Source organism: Luteibacter sp. OK325 (assembly GCF_003050935.1).
Taxonomy (GTDB): domain Bacteria; phylum Pseudomonadota; class Gammaproteobacteria; order Xanthomonadales; family Rhodanobacteraceae; genus Luteibacter.
In genome coordinates this window covers 95279-117461 of record NZ_QAOX01000006.1, presented here as the reverse complement: position 1 = coordinate 117461, position 22183 = coordinate 95279, and the positions used below count along the sequence as shown (strand labels likewise).

The 22183-nt window shown below is 63.7% G+C and carries 21 protein-coding genes; 10 read left to right on the top strand and 11 right to left on the bottom strand.

Features of this window, described 5'->3' with window-relative positions; genetic code table 11:
* Positions 1–68: 68 nt before the first annotated feature.
* The gene (locus C8J98_RS14060) at positions 69–1028 is read right to left on the bottom strand and encodes an AraC family transcriptional regulator (RefSeq protein WP_107913998.1); all 960 of its coding nucleotides are present in this window, start codon (positions 1026–1028) and stop codon (positions 69–71) included.
* A gap of 100 nt (positions 1029–1128) precedes the next feature.
* Between C8J98_RS14060 and C8J98_RS14055 the strand changes: the two genes are divergently transcribed.
* Positions 1129–2346, top strand: coding sequence for an MFS transporter (locus C8J98_RS14055; RefSeq protein WP_107913832.1), 1218 nt, complete (start codon positions 1129–1131; stop codon positions 2344–2346).
* Here C8J98_RS14055 and C8J98_RS14050 read toward each other — a convergent pair whose 3' ends face one another.
* Positions 2347–2727: a DUF1090 domain-containing protein gene (locus C8J98_RS14050; protein WP_107913831.1), complete on the bottom strand. Its 381-nt coding sequence runs from the start codon at positions 2725–2727 to the stop codon at positions 2347–2349. It abuts the gene before it with no gap.
* A 51-nt stretch (positions 2728–2778) separates the two neighbouring features.
* On the opposite strand from C8J98_RS14050, the gene C8J98_RS14045 reads away from it, so the two are divergent.
* Positions 2779–3123, top strand: coding sequence for a DUF488 domain-containing protein (locus C8J98_RS14045; RefSeq protein ID WP_107913830.1), 345 nt, complete (start codon positions 2779–2781; stop codon positions 3121–3123).
* A gap of 15 nt (positions 3124–3138) precedes the next feature.
* On the opposite strand, the gene C8J98_RS14040 is transcribed toward C8J98_RS14045, so the two are convergent.
* The 3 genes from C8J98_RS14040 to C8J98_RS14030 all read right to left on the bottom strand — a co-directional run bounded on the left by C8J98_RS14040 (position 3139) and on the right by C8J98_RS14030 (position 9954).
* Positions 3139–6111 (bottom strand): beta-galactosidase, encoded by a 2973-nt coding sequence (locus tag C8J98_RS14040; RefSeq protein WP_107913829.1) that lies wholly within the window; start codon positions 6109–6111, stop codon positions 3139–3141.
* A gap of 83 nt (positions 6112–6194) precedes the next feature.
* A complete protein-coding gene (locus C8J98_RS14035) occupies positions 6195–8633 on the bottom strand; it encodes a glucose/quinate/shikimate family membrane-bound PQQ-dependent dehydrogenase (protein WP_107913828.1) in 2439 nt (812 codons plus the stop codon).
* A 118-nt stretch (positions 8634–8751) separates the two neighbouring features.
* Complete coding sequence (locus tag C8J98_RS14030) at positions 8752–9954, bottom strand: MFS transporter (protein ID WP_199229925.1); 1203 nt, start codon at positions 9952–9954, stop codon at positions 8752–8754.
* Positions 9955–10152: 198 nt separating this feature from the next.
* On the opposite strand from C8J98_RS14030, the gene C8J98_RS14025 reads away from it, so the two are divergent.
* Positions 10153–11049 carry an alpha/beta hydrolase gene (locus tag C8J98_RS14025; protein ID WP_107913827.1) on the top strand — a complete coding sequence of 299 codons (897 nt, stop codon included), beginning with the start codon at positions 10153–10155 and terminating at the stop codon, positions 11047–11049.
* 7 nt (positions 11050–11056) lie between these two features.
* On the opposite strand, the gene C8J98_RS14020 is transcribed toward C8J98_RS14025, so the two are convergent.
* Positions 11057–11329 (bottom strand): hypothetical protein, encoded by a 273-nt coding sequence (locus C8J98_RS14020; RefSeq protein WP_107913826.1) that lies wholly within the window; start codon positions 11327–11329, stop codon positions 11057–11059.
* 137 nt (positions 11330–11466) lie between these two features.
* On the opposite strand from C8J98_RS14020, the gene C8J98_RS14015 reads away from it, so the two are divergent.
* From C8J98_RS14015 to C8J98_RS22070, 3 genes are all read left to right on the top strand, one after another.
* Positions 11467–11967: a MarR family transcriptional regulator gene (locus C8J98_RS14015; protein WP_107913825.1), complete on the top strand. Its 501-nt coding sequence runs from the start codon at positions 11467–11469 to the stop codon at positions 11965–11967.
* Positions 11964–13478 carry a DHA2 family efflux MFS transporter permease subunit gene (locus C8J98_RS14010; RefSeq protein ID WP_107913824.1) on the top strand — a complete coding sequence of 505 codons (1515 nt, stop codon included), beginning with the start codon at positions 11964–11966 and terminating at the stop codon, positions 13476–13478. The genes C8J98_RS14015 and C8J98_RS14010 overlap by 4 nt, the downstream gene beginning before the upstream one ends.
* A gap of 128 nt (positions 13479–13606) precedes the next feature.
* Complete coding sequence (locus tag C8J98_RS22070; protein WP_158272712.1) at positions 13607–13771, top strand: hypothetical protein; 165 nt, start codon at positions 13607–13609, stop codon at positions 13769–13771.
* A 48-nt stretch (positions 13772–13819) separates the two neighbouring features.
* Here the strand turns inward: C8J98_RS22070 and C8J98_RS14005 are convergent, their stop codons facing one another.
* Positions 13820–14767 (bottom strand): MASE1 domain-containing protein, encoded by a 948-nt coding sequence (locus C8J98_RS14005; protein WP_107913823.1) that lies wholly within the window; start codon positions 14765–14767, stop codon positions 13820–13822.
* Between the two features lie 252 nt (positions 14768–15019).
* On the opposite strand from C8J98_RS14005, the gene C8J98_RS14000 reads away from it, so the two are divergent.
* A complete protein-coding gene (locus tag C8J98_RS14000; protein WP_107913822.1) occupies positions 15020–15445 on the top strand; it encodes a cupin domain-containing protein in 426 nt (141 codons plus the stop codon).
* A gap of 2 nt (positions 15446–15447) precedes the next feature.
* Positions 15448–16101: an HD domain-containing protein gene (locus C8J98_RS13995; RefSeq protein ID WP_107913996.1), complete on the top strand. Its 654-nt coding sequence runs from the start codon at positions 15448–15450 to the stop codon at positions 16099–16101.
* On the opposite strand, the gene C8J98_RS13990 is transcribed toward C8J98_RS13995, so the two are convergent.
* The gene (locus C8J98_RS13990) at positions 16086–17051 is read right to left on the bottom strand and encodes an MBL fold metallo-hydrolase (RefSeq protein ID WP_107913821.1); all 966 of its coding nucleotides are present in this window, start codon (positions 17049–17051) and stop codon (positions 16086–16088) included. The two genes, C8J98_RS13995 and C8J98_RS13990, sit on opposite strands and share 16 nt — an antisense overlap.
* 118 nt (positions 17052–17169) lie before the next feature.
* Between C8J98_RS13990 and cynR the strand changes: the two genes are divergently transcribed.
* A complete protein-coding gene (cynR, locus tag C8J98_RS13985; RefSeq protein WP_107913820.1) occupies positions 17170–18054 on the top strand; it encodes a transcriptional regulator CynR in 885 nt (294 codons plus the stop codon).
* Positions 18055–18058: 4 nt separating this feature from the next.
* Here cynR and C8J98_RS13980 read toward each other — a convergent pair whose 3' ends face one another.
* The 3 genes from C8J98_RS13980 to C8J98_RS13970 all read right to left on the bottom strand — a co-directional run bounded on the left by C8J98_RS13980 (position 18059) and on the right by C8J98_RS13970 (position 21441).
* A complete protein-coding gene (locus tag C8J98_RS13980; RefSeq protein WP_107913819.1) occupies positions 18059–19846 on the bottom strand; it encodes an FAD-binding oxidoreductase in 1788 nt (595 codons plus the stop codon).
* 112 nt (positions 19847–19958) lie between these two features.
* Complete coding sequence (locus C8J98_RS13975; RefSeq protein WP_107913818.1) at positions 19959–20471, bottom strand: GNAT family N-acetyltransferase; 513 nt, start codon at positions 20469–20471, stop codon at positions 19959–19961.
* A 67-nt stretch (positions 20472–20538) separates the two neighbouring features.
* Positions 20539–21441, bottom strand: coding sequence for a LysR family transcriptional regulator (locus C8J98_RS13970; RefSeq protein ID WP_107913817.1), 903 nt, complete (start codon positions 21439–21441; stop codon positions 20539–20541).
* A gap of 120 nt (positions 21442–21561) precedes the next feature.
* Here C8J98_RS13970 and C8J98_RS13965 point away from each other — a divergent pair, with 120 nt between their 5' ends.
* Complete coding sequence (locus tag C8J98_RS13965; protein WP_107913816.1) at positions 21562–22113, top strand: carboxymuconolactone decarboxylase family protein; 552 nt, start codon at positions 21562–21564, stop codon at positions 22111–22113.
* Positions 22114–22183: the final 70 nt, after the last annotated feature.

Genomic DNA, 22183 nt, shown 5'->3' with positions numbered 1-22183 from the left:
AGGCGTCCCCTTATTCAAGGATAAGCCGCTAACCTTGAATAAGGACGCCGTTTATTCAAGGTTAGCTGTCACTTCGAAGCCTGCCGCACAGCCCCGGGCGGCTCGCCGATCACCCGCTTGAACGCCCGGCTGAAAGCAGCCAGCGAGCCGTAGCCCAGCTGGAACGCCACCGTCTCGATGGTCGAATCGTCTCGCCCGATCCATTGGGCGGCCAGGCGCATGCGCAGTTCGGTGAGATAGCGCACCGGGGTCATGCCGGTGACCGCGAGGAAGCGTTCGGCGAACACCGAGCGTGAGCTGCCCATCTCGTCGGCGAGCTCGGCCACCGTCCAGTTGCGGCCGGGCGCGCGATGCATGGCGACGATGGCCTTGCCCAGGCGGGGATCACGCAGCCCCTTCAGCCAGCCGGAGGCATCACCGCAGCCCGATTCGACCCAACCGCGCACGATGATCGCCGAGACGACGTCGGCCAGGCGGGCAAGGATGCCGGCGAATCCGGCGCGCTTATGACAGGACTCGCGCTCCATCGCGTCGAGCATCGGGCGCAGCTCCGGATAGCGGTCGAGCAGGGTACCGACGAGCATCACGTCGGGCATCGCCGAAACGAGGGGCTGCATGCCGCCGAGTTCGAATTCCATGCATCCGCTGAAAATCAGTGCACCCGAGGCGCGCGCACTTGCCTCGCACTCGGGATGGATGTCGGCAACGCTGTTGCACAGCGGCGTGGTCAGGAAGTCGGTGATGTCCCGCGAGGCTATGTCGGCCGACGAGAGCAGCACGTGCGGACGGCCTTGCGGCAGCAGGACGGCGTCGCCTGTCTGCAGGGTAAGCAACCTGTCGTCATGGGTACGCAGGAGGACCGGACCACGGCCGATGAAGTGGAACTGGGCATGGCCCGGTTCACCCTTGAACCCGACGCCAAACGGCCGGGCCAGCTCGATACGACGGTAATTCACCCCGACCAGGCGCATGCCCAGCAGCAGTTCGCTGGCAGCATCCGATTCGTCTGCAAACGCGGGAGGGATCATAAGTCCGGACGCACGATCAATGATAAAGGAGTTGGCATCATATACCGTCCGGCCGGGCCCGCCTACCATGCTCACTTTCCTTTGCTGGACAGGAAGTGACATGACGGCTTGTGCGGAAACCTGTGACACGGTGGCGGTAACGGAAGGGCCCGCCTGGGGCGCGGTCTTCGCGGTGACCCTGGGCGTGTTTGCCCTGATCACGGCCGAATTCCTCCCGGCGAGCCTGCTCACGCCCATGGCGGCGACCCTCGGTGTCACCGAAGGCATGGCGGGCCAGACCGTCACGGCGACGGCGGCCATCGCCCTGGTGACGAGCCTGGTCATCTCGGTGCTCACCCGCAACACGGACCGGCGGACGGTGCTTCTTTCGTTCTCCGTCCTGCTGGTTGCCTCGAACCTGCTCGTGGCCTTCGCGCCGACGCTTACGCTGGTGCTGCTCGGCCGTGTTCTGCTCGGTATCGCGATTGGCGGCTTCTGGACGATGTCCGCCGCGGTCGCCATGCGACTGGTACCCGAGGCGATGGTGCCGCGCGCGTTGTCGATCATCTTCACTGGCGTGTCCGCCGCCACCGTGGCCGCTGCTCCGCTGGGCAGCTACTTCGGACACCTGATCGGCTGGCGCAATGTGTTCCTCATCGCGACGGTTCTCGGTGTGCTCGCGTTCTTCTGGCAGCTTCTCGTGCTGCCGAAGATGGCGCCCACCGGCACGGCACGAATGGGAACGCTGGTCGACGTCATGAAGCGTCCTGCCATGCGCGCAGGCATGTTGTCGGTGCTGCTTGTGTTTACCGGCCACTTCGCCTTCTTTACCTATCTGCGGCCGTTCCTTGAAGTGGTGACCGGCGTTAGCGTGAATGGGTTGTCGTTGATCCTGCTCGGCTTCGGCGTGGCGAACTTCATCGGTACGTCGCTCGCGGGTTTCATGCTCGAGCGCAGCCTGCGCATGACGCTGTTGCTCATGCCGTTGGCGATGGGTGCCATAGCACTCGTGCTGGTCGCGCTCGGTCGCGCACCGGTTGCCGATGCCTTGCTCGTCGCGCTATGGGGCATGGCCTTCGGCGCCGTTCCGGTGGCGTGGACTACCTGGATCACGAAGACCGTTCCCGATGAAGCCGAGAGTGGCGGTGGCCTGATCGTGGCCGCGGTGCAGTTCGCCATCACGTTGGGCGCGGCGGCCGGTGGCCTGGTGTTCGACCATGCCGGCGCATCGGGTGTGTTCGTCGCGAGCGGCGTGGTGCTGCTGGTGGCGGGGGCGATGATCTTCGTCAGCCTGCGTGATCGATCCGAGGCGGGCGTGGCCGTGGCGTCAGAGGCGTGATCAGCGACCGGCGTTGATCAACGCCTGCTCGAGCCCGGCGTGGGCGTCGTCGAGCTTTCGCTGGCGGTCGGCGATCTTCTTCGGGCTCTTGCCCTGGTCCTTGGCGTCCTGAAGGTCGCGCTCGTTCTCCGCGACGTCTTCCCGCGCCTTGGCCACCTTCTTGTTGGCGGCGCTTTGCAAAGACTCTTCCGTGCAATGTGCGGTCACCTCCGCCAGCGCCGTCTGCAGCCCACGTACCCGGGACGCGTTGCCGTGGCTCTGGGCATAGGCGATCTCGGTCTGGATCGATTCACGCTTGGCATCGCACCCGGAGGATTGGGCGAAGGCGAGAGTCGGCATGAGGAACGAGGAAAGCAGCACGATCGACGGAAGGGCTTTCATAGGGTCGCTTCTCCGGAGCCATAATGGGCTGACACCCATGAAGTTGATGCCATGCCCACCTTATCCGTCAAGCGTGTGTACGAAGAGCCATCGCCTCGTGATGGCATGCGCGTCCTGGTCGACCGCCTCTGGCCTCGCGGCCTGACGAAGGAGAAGGCCGCCGTCGACCTCTGGCTCAAGAAGATTGCACCGTCGCCGACGTTGCGCACATGGTTCGATCATCGTGAAGACCGCTTCGAAGCATTTGCCGAAAAGTACCGAAACGAACTCGAGCACAACCCGGCGGTCGCCGAACTGCGCGCGCTGGTGAAGAAGCGGAAGGTCACGCTGGTTTACGGTGCGCACGACACCGCGATCAACCATGCCGTCGTTCTCGAGGCATGGTTGGGAACGTGATCTCGCGCCGTCAGGTCAGTTCGTGCCGTTGGCTTTAGCTGGCTTCGCCAATGCCTTCTGTGCCTGCATGACTTGCTGATAGTCCGGCGCGACCACCGGTTTCACAGCCAACGTGCTTCGGTAATTCCCCTGCATCACCAACGAGACCTCACCAAGCCCGCCGTCCTGCGCCGTGCTCCACGACGCGATGGCGATCGTATTGTCGCCATGCGTATTCAACAGCCCCGCCGGCAGTTCGAACTCGGTCTGCGGACCGACATCGCTGATGTAACGGCCCATTTGCCAGCCGTTGATGAAGATGATCGCGCGATAGTGGTGTGGCGCGATGTCGTGGATGCGCAAGGCGATGGGGACATCCTGGCCGGTTGGGATGTCGAGACGGAAGCTGGTGCGATACCAGTCGACGCCAGGCTTGTCGGTAGCATGGGGCAGGGTCGTGGTCGCCCAGCGGCTGTCGGCGAAGCCGGGTAGCTGCCAGCCCATGCGCTCGCCGTAGAGACCGCCGGCATTGAACGGGCCGCGTGTCGGGTCCGGCAGGTTTTCACCGCCTACGTTGCCCTGGATCTTCCAGCGGATATCGGTCGGCGAACCGGCAAACGTGGCTGCGATCAGGCCGCGGGGTTCGCGGAAGGTCCCGCTGTGTTCTTCCTGGAGGTGCCCGGTATTGTCGACCAGCACGGAGACGATATTGTCGCCGCCTGCTTTCAGCCAGCGAGGGTCGATCGGGAACTGCTGCGCACCGCTCGGATTGTTGCCGAGGAAGTGGCCGTTGAGCCAGGCAGTGAAAATGCCGTGGTTACCCAGGTGCACACCGGTGTTGGCGGCGAGAAGGATGGCGGTTTCCTTGCCGGTAGCCTTGAAGTGGCCGCGATACCACACGTTGCCGTGGTGGAAGTCGTAGTCGTCACTGTCGAGAATCGGCAGCTTGTGGTTCCAGTAGGGGTTGGGCGTGCTGGTGCGATCGGTAGCTGTCCAGCCGCTATCGTCGAAGGTCGGCGTGATTTCCGGTGCGGCCTCGCTGACATGCCAGGTGGTCAGGCTCGGCAGCGACACCGGCTGCGGCCCGTCGACATGACCTTGCAGGCTCGCGGAAGGCGTGGCGTCCGCCACCACAGGCGTACCGTTCCATGAGAAGCCGTGGGTATCCGGTCCAGCGAACACCTCGATGTCGCCGGCCTTGTCGGCGTCACCGGTGAGAGCGAGCTGCTCGCCGTCGCGGGATGCGTTGCGCGCGAGATAGGGACCTCGGACGAGCACCGGTCCGGTTTCTGTTTGCAGCTGCCAGAAGCGCTTTGCCTCTTCGTTGTCACCGATTAACAGAAGCAGGGAGGTATCACCCTGGCTGATCGCCACTCGTGCCAGACCGTCATGGCGATAGTTGAGGCGCAGCGTGTGCGTGGTGGCATCCCAGTGCGTGGCGACGTTGCCGTCGATCACGTGCGTGGTGGGCTCGGCGGCGTAGCGCAAGGCGGTCTCACCCTCTTCGTCGTGCCTGCCATAAAGCAATGCGACATCGCGATCGCCAAGGCGTAGCTGCGTCATCAGCTCGGAGGTGGAATACGCCAGGTCCTGCTTGCCGAAGTGATAATCGGCCAGAAGCATCTTTGAATCGCGGCCGTTGACGCGGATCGACGTGCCGGCCTGCTGCGGAATGGTCGTGGCGCCCACCTTGGCCAGGGTGATGCGGAGGTGCGTCGCATCGTTCGACGTATCTGCCACGTCGGCATGCCGCAGGATATAAAAGCGCGTGCCGTCGTCCGGGTTGACGCGCGCGTTGACGCGCAGCCGCGGGTTGTCCGGCACCGAGGTCGCCACGGCGTCGGTCCGCGCCAGCGGCGCGACAGCCTGGGTCATGTAACCGATGAGTTTCTGCTGGTCGTATTTGTCGGTGAGCTGGCGGTTCGCCGTGATCGCCGCGCCGTAATCGTACGAGGTGTACACGCCCGGCGAGGACAACCAGCCCCAGTTGATACCGCCGTAGGTCATGTAGAAGTTCTGCATGGTCGAGCCGGAAGCGATGTTCGATTCGTAAAACACACGCTCGAAGTCGGGACCGGTGAGCTTGCGGCAGGCTTCATAACCTGGGCCACCCCACACGTCGAACGCGCCGCCCTGGAACTCCGGGAAGAACAGCGGCGAGCGTGTCAGGCCCTTTCGTTCACTGGCGAAGTCGTAGACGCTGTTCCACCGCTCCGGGCGCGTGCAATCGAAGTCCGCCGGGTAGGAGTCATAACCGGGCATGTCCACCGCACCGACGCCGGTGAAGAAGTTGCCGTTGTGGTTACCGGTGAGTGGCACGGTGATGCCATCGGCGCGCGCCTTGTCCTCGATGTCCTGCATGTAGCGGCGGCTATCGGGGGAGTCATCGTAAAGCTCGTTCTCGACCTGATAGAGCAGCACGGTGCCACGGCCATCGGTGAGCTGATGACGAGCAAGGATGCGATCGATCTGCGTCATCCACTCGCGATAGGCAGCCGTGTAGTCCGGGGCGGTGGAACGCGGCTTACCCGCGGTCGTGACCAGCCAGCCAGGGAAACCGCCTGCATCTGTCTCGGCGTTGATGTACGGGCCCGGACGAGCAATGACATAGATACCCGCGTCGCGCGCCATGTCGAGCAGGCGGTCGACATCGCGGATGCCTGAGAAGTCGTAGACCCCGCGTTTGGGCGAGTGATATCCCCAGTGGAAGTAAATTTCCACGGCGTTGAAGCCCGCCGCTTTCATTTTCTGCAGGACGTCGGCCCACAGATCGGGCGAGGGCAGGCGCCAGTAATGGAACGATCCCGACCATAGGTATATGGGCTTGCCATCGATGGTCAGGGAGTAGCGGTCGTAGGCGATGGTGTGCGCGGGTGGGACGGTCGTCGCTGTCGCCGCGGCATGCGCGGCCTCGACGGGCGCCAGGGTGCTCGACGCAGAAAGCGCCAGCAGCGCCAGCGCTGCCGAGCGCGCGGTAAGACGGCCATGCGGCCTGCGAAAAACAAACATCCCCAACCTCCGATCGACGACGGCGTGCCCTGCGGCATTCCGTGGAGGTTGGGTTATTTTGGGTTTATTTGCAAATTTGGGTATTACGGCGCCGGTAGGGCGTAAGCGACCACCGAGTCACCCATCTTCGTTCCGAGCGAACCATGGCCACCGGCCATGATGACGATGTATTGGCGGCCATCCTTGCCCTTGAAGCTCATCGGCGTTGCCTGTCCACCGGCGGGCAGGCGCGAGCTCCATAGCTGGCGGCCGTCCGTGACGTCATAGGCCCGCAGGTAATAGTCGATCGCGGCGCCGAAGAACGCGACGCCGCCGGCCGTGATCAGGGTGCCTCCCTGGCCGGGTACACCGAGCGGAAGCGGAATCCCGAACGGGGCGCTGTCGCGTGTCGTGCCGTTCTTGTGTTTCCAGATGACCTTGCCGGTGGTCAGATCCACTGCCGACACCCAACCCCAGGGCGGTGCCTGGCAGGGGATGCCGAGCGCACTGAGTAGCGGCGAGATCTCGACACCGTAAGGCGCACCGGTATCGGGGTGAACGCCCGAGCTTTCATTGGTCGACGCCTCGCGACGTGCGACCTCCGCGGCGGGAACCAGACGGAACACAAAGGCGAACGAGTCGGGGTTGGTGAAGGCGATCTGGTGGACCGGATCGACGGAGATGCCACCCCAATCGAAGACACCAGCATTGCCAGGGTGGATCAGGGTCTCGGTAACGCCAGGCGGGGTGTACGGGCCGTCATAACGCATGGACTTGAAGCGGATGCGACACATCACCTGGTCGAACGGCGTGGTGCCCCACATGTCCGCTTCGGTGAGCCTTGGCGGGTCGTAGTTGAGCTGCGACCTGGCCTGCGTCGGCGAGGTGTGATCGCCTTGCACGGCACCCTGGGCCACCGGTACTTCGTCGATGGGGATGATCGGTTGGCCGGTCAGGCGATTCAGCACGTAGATGCTGCCCTGCTTGCTGGTCGAGATCAGCGCGGGCTGCACGCCGGAGGGTGTCTTGATGTCGACGAGGGTCGGCTGCGCGCTGGTGTCCTTGTCCCAAAGATCATGATGGGTGAACTGGTAGTTCCAGCGCACCTTGCCTGTCGCGATGTCCAGCGCGACCACGCCGGCGGCGTACTTCTCGGCACCGGCTGTGCGGTTGCCGCCCCATGTATCGGGGGTCTGGTTGCCCATGGGCAGGTACACCAGGCCCAGTCCTTCATCCACGCTCATCACCGACCACACGTTCGGGGAATTGCGCGTGTAATGCTGGCCCGCGGGCAGCGGAGCGGTCTCCTCGGGATTTCCCGCATCCCAGTTCCAGACCAGGTGCCCGTCGTGCACGTCGAACGCACGAATGACACCCGACGCCTCATGCGTGGAATAGTTGTCGCTGACATGCCCGCCGATGATGACTAGGTCGCGGGTGATCGCCGGAGGTGAGGTGGAGTAATAGCCGCCAGGCAGCATCCGCCCGTCGAGGTTGTCGGTGAGTAACTGGATAGTGCCTTTGTCGCCGAAGCTGGTGCAGATCTGTCCGTTGTCCGCATTGAGCGCGATGAGGCGCGCGTCGGCGGTGGGCAGGAAGAGGCGGCGCGGGCAGTCCGTAGTAACTGCGGGTGTGGGTGCGGCCGTGGTCGTGGCGGTCGCTGGCGATGCGGCACCGGCCGCCGCGTAGTCGGCATCATTGTGATACGACACGCCACGGCAGGTCATGTGCTCCCACATCTTGAAGGTACCGTTTGCGCTCTGGATCTTCGGATCGAAGCGCCACTGTTCCTTACCCGTGGTCGCGTCGACAGCGATGACAATGCTGTGCGGCGTGCACACATACAGCGTGTCACCGATTTTCAACGGCGTGACCTGATTGGTGATCTCGACCGGATCCTGGGGACCCGGAAGGTCGCCGGTATGGAATTCCCAGGCTTTCTGCAGCTTGCCTACATTCTGCGCATTGATCTGGTCCAGGGGTGAGTAGCGCTGGCCGAACGGCGTCCCTCCATAGGAATGCCATTCGCCGGCCGGCATGCCGCCCGGCCCGAGTGCGGCTGTCGGAAGCACCGCGTCGAGACCGCGCGCAAGGTGACCCTCGATGGTGGTCGACTCACGGGGCAGGCTCACCAGTGCCACCACGAGCGGGAAGACGAGACCCACGGCGAGCGATGCCGCCGGATAAGGAACCGACGTCGAGCGCAAGGGGCGGCGTATGAAGGGCAGGGCGAGCCAGATCCCGATCGCGAACCAGACGTCCAGACGGGGAAGCAGTTGCCAGAAGTCCAGGCCGACCTCATACAGCGCCCACACGGTGGTGAGTACGAGCATGGCGGCGTAAAGCGAGATGGCCGACAGCCGTTGCGCACAAAGCAGCGCCGCCACGGCGATCAGGCCCAGGCCAAAGACGAGGTAGTGCAGCGATCCGCCGAGGGCGACGAGGCGTACGCCGAACACAATGAGCACGATGCCAAGGATCAAAACGACGGCGGCCGTGGCAAGCAGGAACCATGGCGGGCGTGATGAAGTTTGAACTCTCACGGGACGCTCCTCAATATTTTGCGAGCCGCCGACCGGCCGCTACCGGCACATTGCGCTGCACCGGTAACGGCCGTCTTGATGCGGATTGCGCCCATCTAGCAAATAGCGACCTAACCCCCTATGTAGGAGCCGATTCATCGGCGATAACCACCCGCGACAACGCCAAAGCAAGCCCCAACGCCGCCACCCCCACCAGCGGAATCCCCATCACCCAAGGCAACGAAGCCGCCACGGCAAACAACATCGTCCCGCTCGCCGGCCCGACGGTGTCCTTCAGATCGTTCGCCACCGACACCGCAGCCATATAGGTCGCACGCGTCTTCGGCGCCGCCAGTTCGTTCACTGCTGAAGGAATCAGCGGGCCGCAGAACATGTCGGCCACCGCGAAGCATGTCATCGCCACGACCAGCGCGACGAGGCCAGTAGAGGCCAGAAGCACACCGAATGCCGCCATCAGTACGGCCGCACTGGTAAGTACTAAACCTCGCGCACTGAATCGTGCCGTGAGACGCGTGACCGGTATCTGCAAGACCGCGGTGAGTATCGAAGCAAACGTAAACAGCAGACCCACGCCTGAAGGGCTCAACGTGCCTGCCGCATGCACGCTAAGTGGCAGCACGGTCTCGACCCAGCTGCCCGAAAGCTCGAGCAGCATGAAGCACAAGAGCAGCCCACCGAGGCGGCGATCACGAAGCGCGGGGAGCAAGGCGGAGAATCCTTCCTCGGCATCGTCATCTGCTTCGTCGGCTCCGGTGTGGCGCGTCTCCGGTAGCAGGCACGCGACGATGGCGGCGGCCAGCAGGAGCGCCACGGCGGAACCGACGAAGACCGTACTCAACGAACGCAACACGAGCAGCGCACCGAGCGCGGGGCCGATGGCGCGCCCGATGCTCGAGAGCACACGCGCCACGGCAAAGTAGTGCCGCGTCTCGTCCTGCGGCACCACGTCGCCGATGACGGTGAAGACCGTAGGGTGCAGCACACTTTCAAAAACACCGATCAGCAGAAGCACCGCTGCCGTGGCAACCACGCCATGGCAGAACGACAGCAGCAGAAATCCACTGCCCACGCCCAGCGTCGAAGCAAGCAGTACAGGCCGCCGACCCAGGCGATCCGCGATGCCTCCCAGCAACGGCGTGGCAAGCAATTCGCCGCCCGCATAACAGCCGAAAAGCACACCAATCCACGCGACAGGCACACCGGCATCTTTCTGTGCCCAAAGGGCAAAGAATGGCAGCATCACGCCGTCGCCAATACTGATGAAAAGGAAGAGCAGGGCGGCGATGTACGCCGGTTTCCTGAAAAAGGTAAGCAGGTTCACGTTATCAACTCCACGCAGCGACCAGCCACCACGAGGGCGACTGGACAGGATGCGCGTTGGTTGACGTAAACGCTTACGGCCGCCTGAGGTGGCGACGGCGGGAGACTAGCAGCGGCTGTACTTCCTGCCAAGAGCAGGTGAGAGTAAGGCATCGATCGATGCTCTACTGATTCCGGGAATTTCAACCGAGGGAACAACATGAAGGTTTGTGCGACGACGTTTACGTGGTTTGCGGCGTGCCTGTTGCTGTGCCTGACGGTTTCTCCCGCGCATGGCGATGGACTGCTCAGCAAACCCGAAGGAGCCGCCAAGGCCTCGATGGAGAGCATGCAGATACCCAGCCATGGTTCGCTCATGAATGCCCTGGTCTACGTGGCTGCGGGTGCCGAGCCACATCCGGTCGTGATCCTCCTCCACGGTTTTCCGGGGAATGAAAGGAACCTCGATCTCGCGCAGGACATGCGGCGTGCAGGATGGGATGTCCTGTACTTCAACTACCGCGGATCGTGGGGCACGCCAGGAGACTTCTCCTTCGCTCATGGCATCGAAGACGTCGCGGCAGCGATCGCCTATCTGCGCCAACCTGAAAACGCCAGGCGACTAAGGCTGGATCCATCGCGCATCGTGCTGGTCGGTCACAGCATGGGTGGTTTCATGACCGTCCAGGCCGCTGCCGTCGACCCCGCGATCAAGGGCATTGCGATGATTTCGGCCGCCGACATGGCAGGCACGTTCGCGCAGATGCAGGCGGAGGGATCGCGGGCGGACGCGGTGAAGAACATGGGTGCGGCGCTGGCGAAGGAGGGCATGGCGCCGCTTGCCGGATGCACGCCCGAAGGTCTGGCAACGGACCTCGCGGACCACGCTACCGCCTGGGCGTTTCGCTCCAGGGTTGGCGCGCTCAAGGATCGGCCAGCATTCGTGATCACCTCGGATGACGGCCTTGCCCCCGCCGACAATGCCTTCGCTGCCGCGCTACGCCAGGCGGGCGACAAGCAGGTGACGACACTCCATCTGCCAACCGACCATTCGTATTCGGATCAGCGAACGGAGCTGTCGCATGCCGTTCTGCAGTGGCTCGCCACGTTCAAGTAACCGGTGGTCAGTGCGGGACGTCCAGCGTATTACACAGCCACAGCATGGCCCGGCCGATGCCGCGTTTTGGCAGGCGCTCATCGGGCGGGAGCATGACCACCACCATCAGGGCGGCCTTTGCGACGTCGTCGAGCCCAAGGTCCGAGGCCTGGCTGCGCAGGAGATAGGCGCGGAAACGCGCTTCCTCCATGTCCCCTTCTAGCATCGCCCGCCCGATGGCCGTCGCATCCAGAGCCAGGCGGCTGCGGCTGAGAACCGTTTCTTTGTCGATGATGGCCATGACCTGAGGTTAGGCCGGTCATAGCGACGGCAGCATTAGCCGTGCGGAGTAGGCGGGCAGGGCATCCGGGCAGTACCGGAAGGCATAGCTATACTTGCGCACTTGCAACTATTGTTAGTAAGCGTACTATTGCGCCGATGCACAAGCTACCTCCAGACACTCATCCGCTGGCCGCCGAGCTCATGGGCGTGCTCATGCCCATCCTCAAGGACAGCCAGGCGGGCGTGGCCGCGGTCATGGCCGGTTTCGACCTGACCTTCTCGCAGCTGCGCATGCTGTGGATCCTCGATAACGCCGGCTCGGACCTCGCCGTCAACGAACTGGCCGAGACGGTGGCCTTGTCGCTGCCGGCCGCCGGACGCGCCGTGGACGGCATGGTCCGACTGGGCCTGCTGACCCGACGGGAAGATGAAGTGGACCGGCGCATCAAGCGCATCGGACTGGCCGAGCCGGGCCGCGAAGCACTCGAAAAGATCGGCCGCGCCCGCGGCCGATCCGCCGACCGCTTTGTCGAGGCGCTCACCGAAGAAGAGCGCACCGCCCTGGCCGGTGCCCTGGCCACCCTCGGCGCACTCACCCGCAAACATTTCGCCGCCCCCACCGGCGCCTCTTATTGCTCCCCGGAAAAGCCCGAATGAACGCTCCGACCCATACCGATACGCCGCCGGCGCTCGACCGCCGGTTGCTGAGCATCGCTTCCGTCGTCGTGCTCGGCAGCTTCATGTCGATCCTCGACACCACCATCGTCAACGTCGCCATCCGTGAGTTGTCGCACTCGTTCGGCACGTCGCTGTCGGTGACGCAGTGGATATCCACCGGCTACATGCTGGCGCTTGCCACGGTGATCCCGCTGACCGGCTGGGCGGCCGATCGCTTCGGCACCAAGCGCCTGTACATCGGTTCCATCGCGTTGTTCGTGATCGGTTCCGCGCTATGCGGCCTGGCCTGGTCGGCGACGTCGCTGATCGTGTTCCGCGTGCTGCAGGGCTTCGGTGGCGGCATGATCATGCCCGCGGGCATGACCATCCTCTCCCATGCTGCCGGGCGCGAGCGAATGGGGCGCGTGATGGGTCTGGTCGGTATTCCGATGCTGGTCGCGCCGATCGTCGGTCCCATCCTCGGCGGCTGGTTCGTCGACGATCTGTCCTGGCGCTGGATCTTCTTCGTGAACCTGCCGATCGGCGTGATCGCGCTGTATGCGGCGTCGCGTTTTCTGGATCGTGACGAGCCCAAGCCGCACCACGCGCTGGACTGGCGCGGTCTGTTGATGCTGTCGCCGGGCCTGGCGATCTTCGTCTACGGCCTTGCTGAAACGGCCGCAGGCGGTGGGTTCACGCGGCCCGACGCCGTCGGTGGCGTGCTGCTTGGCCTCGCGCTGGTGATTGGCTTTGTCTGGCATGCGCGTCGCAAGGAAGGCGCCCTGATCGACGTGCGCCTGTTCGGCACGCGCGTCGTCGGCGCTGCGGCGTCCACCTCGTTCTTCTTCGGTACGGCATTCTTCGGTACCGCGCTGTTGCTGCCGCTGTATTTCCAGTTGGTGCGCAGTGAGTCCGCGCTGCACGCCGGCCTGTTGATGGCGGCCCAGGGCATCGGCGCGATGATCTCCATGCCCATCGCCGCACGCCTTACCGACAAGACGGGCCCCGGCCGCATCGTGCTCGTCGGCCTCAGCCTGACGGGGCTTGGTCTGCTTGGGCTCACCCAGATCCAGAGCGACACGCCGATGTGGATGGTCGAGGGCATGCTGTTCCTGCTCGGCCTCGGCATGGGTTCCACCATGATGCCGTCGATGACCGCCGCGCTCAGCAGCCTGCAGCGGCATGAGATCGCCCGTGTCACCAGCGGTATGAACGTGGTGCAGCGCGTGGGTGGTTCGGTCGGCACGGCCCTGCTGGCCGTGGTGCTGTCGCACCAGATCGCCAGCGTGATGCCTTCGACCGGCGTGCAGGAATCCGGCTTTGCCGTGGCCCGTGCGATGACGCCCGCGATGCACGCGACGATCCTGCCTGCGCTCGGTCGTGCCTTCGGGCACACGTTCGTGTGGGCTCTCGGTGTCGTGGTGCTGGGACTTGTCGCGGCGGCGTTCCTGCCGCGCAAGCGTGCGGTGCACAACACCGGCCAGGCGACGGCGGCGACGTTGGTGGACTAACCCAACGTCAGGAAATTGGCCGAAAACGCGCAGTCCCCAGACCGGGAAATGCCGTCAGGACAGGCACTTAAGACACTTGGCTCGGCTACGCTGGAGGCTCCATCCACGTAAAGCCAAGGAGTGTCACCATGAACACGATCAATCGCCGCGTCATCCTCGCCGTTACCCTGCTTTTCGCTTGCGGCGCCACCGCGGCAGCAACCGCACCGGTCAGCCATGCGCCGGTCCATAGCGTTACGGCGCCGAGCTTGCTCGACCTGCCGTGCAATCCGCTGGTCTGCTCGGTCAAATAAGTCTCGCGGATAAGTGATTGGGGGTGGTCATGCACCACCCCCAGCCGCTCAGAGATGCGCGGTCCGGGAGCCAGCATGCGTCGCCTTGGCCTTCGCCCTGGCAGCAGCCCAGGCACCGACCAGAAGCCCGCCCGACACGACGAGGGCGAGGATGGCCTGCACCCGCAAGGTGGCCGGATCGGCCAGCACGCCCGGCGCGGTGATGGCCAACGCGATGCTCGCCGCCATGCCGCCGACGGCCGTGCCATGCCAGCCGTGGCGCCAGGCGAGAACCAGTACGGGGCCGATGAGGGCAAGACGCGCGGCTTGTTGCACGGTGTCGTCGTGCGTATGGACGGCTATCCAGGTCAGCGTCGCCAACGTGGGTAGCACCCACCCGAGGACATCCCGGAAGAGCGCGCTGTGCCAGATGCGCGTGACGCTGAGTGGCTGGCCGTCGAGGGCGAGGAATCGTTCGCGCAGTGCCAGTACGGTCGGAGTGAGGGTCAGCGCACCCAGGTAAGCGCCAAGGGTATAGGCCAGGAAATACCCGGGCCAGGCGGTGTTCGGATCCGGCCATTCGCCCGTCGGGGTGTTGAGGATTGCCGTCACGGCGGTGAGCAGGGTCGCGGCGGCGGTGATGATCGCCGCGCCCAGGGCGGCGCTCAGGATCACCGGCATGCGAATACGGCCCTGGTCGTCATGCAGCGGCCAGCGCTGCCGGAGCGGCTTCAGCAGGGCCATCCACAGGACCACCATGGGCACGGACTCGGACACGGCCCAGGCCACGCCGAAGTCAGGTGCGAGGAAGAAGGCGTTCTCGAGCAGGGGTAGCCCTTCGCCTACGGCAAGCGCGGGCCAGTAGCGCGTGGGCAGGAGCAGGAGACAGGCGAGACGAAGCCCGGCGGTCAGCATCCACTGCGGGAAGGACAGGTGCCGGGTCACTTCATAAAGGGCGCCGTAGGCAGCCGCGATCGCGAGGTGCTGTCCCCAGGCTTGCCAGCGGGCTTCGGTCATCCTTGGATTGCCTCCGGTTCCGTTCAAGGTCGCTCCTAGCCTTGGTTCAAGGGGTCAGTTTCAAGATTTTCGCGATTATTAACCTGAAATGCCTCCCTACAGTGCCCGATCGCCCCGAATGTGGCAGCTTTGCCGAATTAGCGTCACGTCTGGAGCTTACGGGATCACCCATGGTGCATCCGGCCAGAACGTTTTTGGTGCTTTTCGGTGTACGCAGCCGGCGCGCAAGATGCTGCTCCCCGAGGAGTTCTTATGAAGACGAAGATCCTTCTTCCCGCCCTGTTTGCCGCCGCCTTGTTCTCGGCCGCGGCCAGCGCCCACGCGCCGGGCGACGCGGTCACCCCCAATTTCTCCCACGCCATCACCAATATACCCGGCAAGTCGCTGGTGGCGGTCGAGGTGTCCTATCCCCCGGGTGGCGCGTCGCTGCCGCATACGCACGCCAGGTCGGCTTTCATCTATGCCTATGTCGTATCGGGCGCGATCGAGAGCCAGGTCAATGACGAGCCCGCGCACGTCTACACGGCGGGGCAGGCCTTTTACGAAGAGCCCGGCGCTCATCATCGGATCAGCCGTAACGCGAGCAAGACCGAGCCGGCCAGGTTGCTTGCCGTGTTTGTCGTCGATACAGCCGACACGGCCCTGACCACGCCGCAGGAACCAGGTGCGGGCAAATGATCATGGCAGCCACCATCGCCGGACTCACCGTTCCCGACAGCGCCATCGCCCGCGAAGCCACGCAACTCCTTCGCGATACGGCGAGCGATCTTCTGTTCCAGCATTCAATGCGCGTGTATCTGTGGGGTGCGCTGCTCGCGGAGCGCAAAGGCCTGAGCTTCGATCCGGAGCTTTTGTACGCCGGGGCGATGTTCCATGACCTGGGCCTTACCGACGGCTTCCATGGAAGTTCGTTACGATTCGAAGTGGATGGGGCCAACGCGGCGCGCGATTTCCTGAGGAGCCACGGCATTGTCGAAACGGACGTCCAGAAGGTGTGGTCCGCTATCGCGTTCCACACGACGCCCGGGATCCCCGAGTTCCTGCATCCCGAAGCGTCGCTGCTTCATGTGGCCGCTGGCATGGACGTGGCGGGGCGCTCTTACGAGCAGTTCACGGACGAAGAGCGCGACGCGGTGGTTGCCGCTTATCCCCGCGACGAGCACTTCAATGCGCAGATCATCGACACCTTCTATGAAGGCTTGAAACGTCGGCCCGCGACGACCTTCGGCACGTTCAACGACGACTTCGTCGCGGCTAAGGACCCTGGCTTCCGGCGAGTGGATATGTGCAGTGTCATCCTGCATTCGCCCTGGGCGCACTACAAACCTGCGTAGACCAGCTTGACGAAATGATCCTGTCCGATCACGAAGCCGCCCCACCTGGCATCAAAAGCGGCGGCGGGTTTGGCGGCGATGATTTCGTCGAGTGACTTTCCCTGCTGCTTCAGCGCCCGCACGTTGTCGCTCACGCCGACAAGCATGTCGCGGAAGGCGATCAGGTCGGCGCGGTTTCCGACGGGACCGTGGCCGGGCACGACGATGGTCTTGTCCGTGGTTCGCTCGATGGCGCTGTTGGCCCATTGAATGGCGCTGTCGATATTGCCGCCGTCCTCGTTGTCGATGTAAGGAAAGTGGCCGTTCCAGAAGGTGTCGCCCAGGACCAGGGTGTCCGCCTTGACGAAGTACACCCAGAGGTCGCCGTCGGTGTGACCGGCGCCGAGGTTTTCTACCTCGATGCGTGTTCCGTCGAAGTCGAAGGTCTTTTCATCATCCACGAGCAAGGTCGGCCGTGCGTCGACGGGGACGGGGCTGAAGGTCCAGTTCCATTCGTTGACGTGCGTGGTCTGCGTCAGGTGTTTATACGTATTGCGCTGCGCGACGATGGTCGCACCCGCTGCGTGCAGCCACGCGTTGCCGTCGGTGTGGTCCCAGTGCCAATGCGTATTGACGACGTATTTGACGGAAGTCGCCCCGAGCTGGTTGAACGCCACCTGCAGTTTGGCCCGTGAGGGACTGATACCGGCATCGACCAGGAACTTGCCGTCCGGCCCGGAGAGCACGGTGATGTTGCCACCGGAGCCAAGCAGTACGGTGATGCCGTCGCGCTGGGGCTCGATGTCGAGCGCTGTTTGCGCGCGAACGAGGTACCGGGCGCCGGCGCCCGTATGGAAATAGTCATTCGGGCCGGGCTCACTGGCGAAGCTCAGGGTGGGAATCACCCAGGTTCCGGCCACGATGGCAAGCGACAGCATCATTCCGAGCGGCGACGTGCGTAGCGTTTTCATGATGAATTCTTCTGGGGAGGGGTGCGTTTGATAACGCGATAGAATCGGCTTCGCCCCCCGTGACGTCCAAGACCGGTTTACTATCCGGACCATAAGCACACCCTATAGTTGAGGCGTCATGCTGCTGCGGCACATTCGCTACTTCCTCGCGGTCACGGAGCACCGGAACTTCACGCGCGCCTCGGAAGCACTGCACGTGTCGCAACCGACGTTGTCGCAGCAGATAAGGCAGCTCGAAGACGCCTTGGGCGCGCAGTTGCTCGACCGGTCCGGACGTAGCATCCGGTTAACGGACGCGGGCAAAGCCTATGCGCAATACGCCCGCCGTGCCCTGCAGGATCTCGATGCGGGCAAGCGCGCCATTCACGACGCGAAGGACCTGACTCACGGCGAGCTGAGGCTGGCCATGACGCCGACCTTCACCGCATACCTGATGGGTCCCCTGGTCGCGCGCTTCAACGCGGACTATCCGGGCATCGACCTCAGCGTCATGGAGATGAACCAGGATCGCATCGAGGCCTTGCTGGCGCAGGACGATCTCGACATCGGCATAGGATTCATGAAGGCACGCTCGGCGGACATCGAGAGTCAGCCCTGGTTTGTCGAGACGCTCGCCCTGGTAGTGGGTAAGAAGCATCCGTATGCCACGCGGCGGCGGGCGCTATCGCTTCGTGAGTTCGAGAAGGAGCCGCGCGTGCTGTTGAGTGGCGACTTCGCAACACGAGGTCATATCGACCGTCACTGCCACGACCAGGGAATCCACCCGCACACCGCGATCGAAGCCAATTCGGTCAGCGGGATCATCGAGATGGTCCAGCACAGCGACAGGCTTGCTACCGTGCTACCCGAGGCAGTCGCCCATCACCACGACGGCCTGTGTCCCGTGAAGGTACGCGACGCCATGGCCCAGCGCACCGTGGCCATGCTTCAGCGCAAGGGAGCGTATCGAACGGCCGCGTGCCAGGCCTTCGTAGACATGGCACTAGCCTGGAAGCCGGTCTGAGACCTCAGTCGACGGTGCTGCCCACACCGTGATGAACATTGAACAAGTTCGTCGGATCGTATCGCCGCTTCACCGAAACAAGCCGTGTGTGGTTGACACCCCAGAAAGCGTGCTGCCAGTCGGCGAGGAAATAATCGCTCTCGGAGACATACGAGCCGAGCCCGGTTCCCAGTCCACGTAGCGGCGCCGTGGCACGGCCGACGTTATCCACATCCCTGCGCGCCTTGTCCGCGTCTATCTTTGCGCCCGGCATGCCGGGGAACGCGGGCGCACCGCTGGTGCCGACGATGGCCAGCGCGAACGCGTCGGCCACTTGCGGGTTGGTCGCAGTATCGCGGGCGCGTGCACGCGCGTCGTCAGGCGCGCCGAAGAGACCCTTGTTGAAGTGCAGGCCCACGTCCTCGTGTTGCGACGCTTCGAACAAGGCTTTGACGAGTCGGACCTGTTGGTCGGTTGCAAGCAAGTTGCCCGGCAACCACACCGACTGGTAAGCGTGGATGTACCAGCCAACCTGACCGCGGTCCCCAGCCCAGACCATGTGCGACGGCGGCGCCCCTTCGCGATCGTCATCGGCGATGAACCGGGGCGCGTGCTCACGGAAGAATGTCGCATCCCAGAAGTGGCGCGCCGATATGGCCAGCGCGGCGATCGGCTCGACGATCACGTATGCCGGGTGCCGGGCGAGCCAGTCCTTGAACGGCGCCCAGGTGGCTTCGGCTTCTTCCTTGGACAAGCCCTGGAACACCATGGAAATAGCCAGCGTGTTGCCTTCACGCAAGGACATCTGTTCGCCCCAGTGCGGGTTGCACAAGGCTTCGGCATAGAAGCGTACGGTCTGGGCGATCAGCGCCTGGAAGCTCGCCTCGTCGGGTGCCTTGATGTGGCCGCCTACGCCGCCGAAGATGTCCGGCAGGTCGAACGTGCGCAGCGTCACGCGTGTGATGATGCCGAGGCTGCCGCCGCCACCGCCTTTCAGTCCCCAGAAGAGATCCGCATTGGTGCAGGCATTGGCGATCAGTACCTTGCCATCGGCTGTCACGACTTCGGCTTCGATCAGGTTGCTCGCGGCGGTGCCGAAGGCCTTGGAGAAACTGCCGAAGCCACCGCTCTGGATCAGGCCCGCGACGCCGACGGTGGTGCAACCGCCACCCTGCACGTAACGCGCCGCCTGCGTGGTAACGGCGTCATAGGCGTCGATCCACAGGCAGCCGGCGCCCAGGCTGACCGCGTGCTGCGGCGCGTGCTTGCCAGAGCAGCCCTGGCCGACGAAATCGTCGTGCAAGGTGATCTGCCTGAGCCGGCGCGTCCATACCAGCAGGGACGCGGCAGCATTGGAGGTTCCCTGGTAGCTGTGACCGCCACCTTTCACCACCAGACGAAGGCGTTGCTCGCGCGCGAAATTGACCGCGGCGACCACATCGGCGGTGGACTCGGCCGCGACAGCGTAGGGGCTGGGTTGTGACGTCCAGGCACCGAACCAGCCGCTGGTCTGGGTGAGTGCCGGCTGGTCGCCCAGATAGAAAGGGTTGCCGAGGTGGGCTATGGCTTCAGCCCTGGCTGCCTTGGGAGCGTCGGCCGCGAAGGGCGACTGAAGCTTCAGCAGGCGGTCGCCGACCTGCTTGCGCAAGCGCTCCCATTGATCCGTGGCCGGCCAGGTGGCGTCGATAGCGCGTGGCGCTGCGGCGGCGCCATGGGACGATCCTGTCCAGGCGAGAGCGCTCCGGTTGAAGGCGAGTGCGTACGGAACGAACGGCAGGACCAGGCCGGCCTTGAGTAGGGTGCGTCGACGCATGAGCTTCTCCTTCGTGTGCCAATGGCGACACGTTAGGCGCTCGGCGGTTGGTGTGTCAGGCGGGAAGGGATGAAGTGGGCCTGGGGAGGGACGAGTGGTGGGGTGGAAGGGATCAGTTGGGCACCCGGCTGTCGTCGGAGTGCTGCATAAGCAGCGTGGCATGGCACTCTTCGCCCGAGCCACGCTGCCGAAATCCCAAGTTCTTCAAGAGGGCTCGCGCGGCGCTGTTTTCCATGAGCGTTACCGCACTCAAGGCGGTACACCGCGCATGCTCGGCAATACGGATCAGCATCGTTGTCATTGACGTGCCAATGCCTTGTCCTTGATGTCGTTCCAGGACGCTCAGTCCGACCTCGGCGGACGGCTCCTGCAAGGAGATGTAAAGCTCGGCCAGACCGCGGATTCGATTCGATTGCGATGCAATAATCAAGGCGTGGGCATCTGCCAGAAGATGCTCAACGTGCGCGTCGATGGCTTCGGTGTCCATTCGCCGTAGAAACCGCTGAAAGCGACCTTCGTCCGAAAGAGTCAGGAAGTGCTCGGTCAGTAAATCCCTGCTCACCCCGGCGACATGGGAGCCGACGAAGGCAGTAAGGCACACCTTGGCGTGGGCGAAAGCGATCATGCATGAGCATGATCAAGCCTTCGACGTCTCCAGATAATCCATAGAAATCGGAAGGCTCTCTACCAGGTTATGGAACAATCGAGACGGCGCTTCGCAAACGTGGGCCAGTGAAATCAAGAAAGGCGCGCGCCTTGAGCGGCAATCGCCCTTGGCCGGCATAAAGCATACTGATCGGCCAGGCTTCCGGTTCGAAGTCCTCGAGTACCTGCTTCAGAATGCCATCGCGGCACCGCGCCGCTACCTGATATGCGATGACACGCGTCACACCCACGCCCGCCACGGCGGCGTCGATCGCCGCCTCGGCGGTGCTCACGGCAAGCCGCGATTGGATCGGAACAGCCAGCGACGTTTTGCCAGTGGAGAATAACCACTGCGTGGCGGCATCCAATCCTTCAAACGTCACGCACGCATGATCACGCAGTTCCCGAGGATGTTGCGGCGTTCCCTTTTCCGCGAAGTACGCCGGGCTTCCGCACACCACCCGACGCGTCGTTCCAAGACGCGTCGCGATGAGGCTGCTGTCGGGTAGTGTGCCGATGCGCACGGCAAGGTCCACATGGTCTTCCAATAAATTCAACGATCGGTCACCGAGAACGAGTCGGACGTTGATTTCGGGATACGCCTTCAGAAATTCGGTAACGATCGGGAGCAGGTACATGCGACCGAATACAATGGGAGCGGTAATGACCAGGTCCCCTTTAGGCGCGGCGTACTCACCCGCGGCCTGGCGTTCGGCTTGTTCAATCTCTTCAAGAATCCGCCTGCATGTAGTGACGTATTCGAGGCCCGAGTCCGTCAATGTCAGCTGGCGCGTCGAGCGTGTGATGAGTTGCGTTTTGAGGCGCCTCTCCAGGTCTGAAAGCCGGCGACTTACGGTGGGCAGTGGCATGTCCAAGGCGCGAGCGGCGCCCGACAGGCTTCCCGCATCCACCACGTGAACGAACACACGCATAGCTTCCAGGCGGTCCATGAACAGTTTCACTTTCTGAAAGGACGTCTACAACTTACACCGACTAGTTGTCGGAAAGGAGAGGTCGTACCTTGGTTTTCGCCGCCGGAGCTAGCCGGCAAATATCGAGAAAACTGAGCCATGTCACGCATCGCCACCCCCACTACGATCGACTCCGCCCCCGCCGGTTCGCGTCCGATGCTCGAAGCCGTGAAGAAGCAACTCGGCGTTGCTCCTAACTTGTTCCGCATGGTCGGTAACAGCCCGGTGGCCCTCGAAGGCTACCTGGGCCTGTCCACCGCCCTGGGTAAGGGTGACCTGCCGGCACCGACCCGCGAGCGCATCGCCCTCGCCGTCGCGGAGATCAACGGTTGCAGCTATTGCCTTTCCGCTCATACCTACCTAGGCAAGAACCTCGCCAAGCTCGACGATGCTGAAATGATCGCCAACCGCCATGGCACGTCGACCGATCCAAAGGCAGACGCTGCTGTTCGGTTTGCCGTCAAGGTGGTGAAGCATCGTGGGCATGTCAGCGATGGCGACCTGCATGCTGTGAAGCTGGCCGGTTACGACGACGCCCAGGTGATCGAAATCGTCATGCACGTTGCGCTGAATACCTGGACCAACTACATCAACGAAGTCGCCAGGACGGAAGTCGATTTCCCCGTCGTGACGCCTGCCGCTGCCGCGTAATAGCGGTCACGAAGGAGTGGATCGCTGGCGAATATCGCTTTGTCAGCGTCCACTCGGTTGCCCTTACCGG

Excerpts from the sequence above, each read along its gene's own strand:
- C8J98_RS22070 (WP_158272712.1), top strand. The coding sequence starts at position 13,607 with ATGAACACGATCAATCGCCGCGTCATCCTCGCCGTTACCCTGCTTTTC.
- C8J98_RS14040 (WP_107913829.1), bottom strand. The coding sequence starts at position 6,111 with ATGTTTGTTTTTCGCAGGCCGCATGGCCGTCTTACCGCGCGCTCGGCA.
- C8J98_RS13980 (WP_107913819.1), bottom strand. The coding sequence starts at position 19,846 with ATGCGTCGACGCACCCTACTCAAGGCCGGCCTGGTCCTGCCGTTCGTT.
- cynR (WP_107913820.1), top strand. The coding sequence starts at position 17,170 with ATGCTGCTGCGGCACATTCGCTACTTCCTCGCGGTCACGGAGCACCGG.
- C8J98_RS14005 (WP_107913823.1), bottom strand. The coding sequence starts at position 14,767 with ATGACCGAAGCCCGCTGGCAAGCCTGGGGACAGCACCTCGCGATCGCG.
- C8J98_RS14015 (WP_107913825.1), top strand. The coding sequence starts at position 11,467 with ATGCACAAGCTACCTCCAGACACTCATCCGCTGGCCGCCGAGCTCATG.
- C8J98_RS14010 (WP_107913824.1), top strand. The coding sequence starts at position 11,964 with ATGAACGCTCCGACCCATACCGATACGCCGCCGGCGCTCGACCGCCGG.
- C8J98_RS14050 (WP_107913831.1), bottom strand. The coding sequence starts at position 2,727 with ATGAAAGCCCTTCCGTCGATCGTGCTGCTTTCCTCGTTCCTCATGCCG.
- C8J98_RS13975 (WP_107913818.1), bottom strand. The coding sequence starts at position 20,471 with ATGATCGCTTTCGCCCACGCCAAGGTGTGCCTTACTGCCTTCGTCGGC.
- C8J98_RS14045 (WP_107913830.1), top strand. The coding sequence starts at position 2,779 with ATGCCCACCTTATCCGTCAAGCGTGTGTACGAAGAGCCATCGCCTCGT.
- C8J98_RS13995 (WP_107913996.1), top strand. The coding sequence starts at position 15,448 with ATGGCAGCCACCATCGCCGGACTCACCGTTCCCGACAGCGCCATCGCC.
- C8J98_RS14000 (WP_107913822.1), top strand. The coding sequence starts at position 15,020 with ATGAAGACGAAGATCCTTCTTCCCGCCCTGTTTGCCGCCGCCTTGTTC.
- C8J98_RS14055 (WP_107913832.1), top strand. The coding sequence starts at position 1,129 with ATGACGGCTTGTGCGGAAACCTGTGACACGGTGGCGGTAACGGAAGGG.
- C8J98_RS14025 (WP_107913827.1), top strand. The coding sequence starts at position 10,153 with ATGAAGGTTTGTGCGACGACGTTTACGTGGTTTGCGGCGTGCCTGTTG.
- C8J98_RS13990 (WP_107913821.1), bottom strand. The coding sequence starts at position 17,051 with ATGAAAACGCTACGCACGTCGCCGCTCGGAATGATGCTGTCGCTTGCC.
- C8J98_RS13970 (WP_107913817.1), bottom strand. The coding sequence starts at position 21,441 with ATGGACCGCCTGGAAGCTATGCGTGTGTTCGTTCACGTGGTGGATGCG.
- C8J98_RS14020 (WP_107913826.1), bottom strand. The coding sequence starts at position 11,329 with ATGGCCATCATCGACAAAGAAACGGTTCTCAGCCGCAGCCGCCTGGCT.
- C8J98_RS14060 (WP_107913998.1), bottom strand. The coding sequence starts at position 1,028 with ATGATCCCTCCCGCGTTTGCAGACGAATCGGATGCTGCCAGCGAACTG.
- C8J98_RS13965 (WP_107913816.1), top strand. The coding sequence starts at position 21,562 with ATGTCACGCATCGCCACCCCCACTACGATCGACTCCGCCCCCGCCGGT.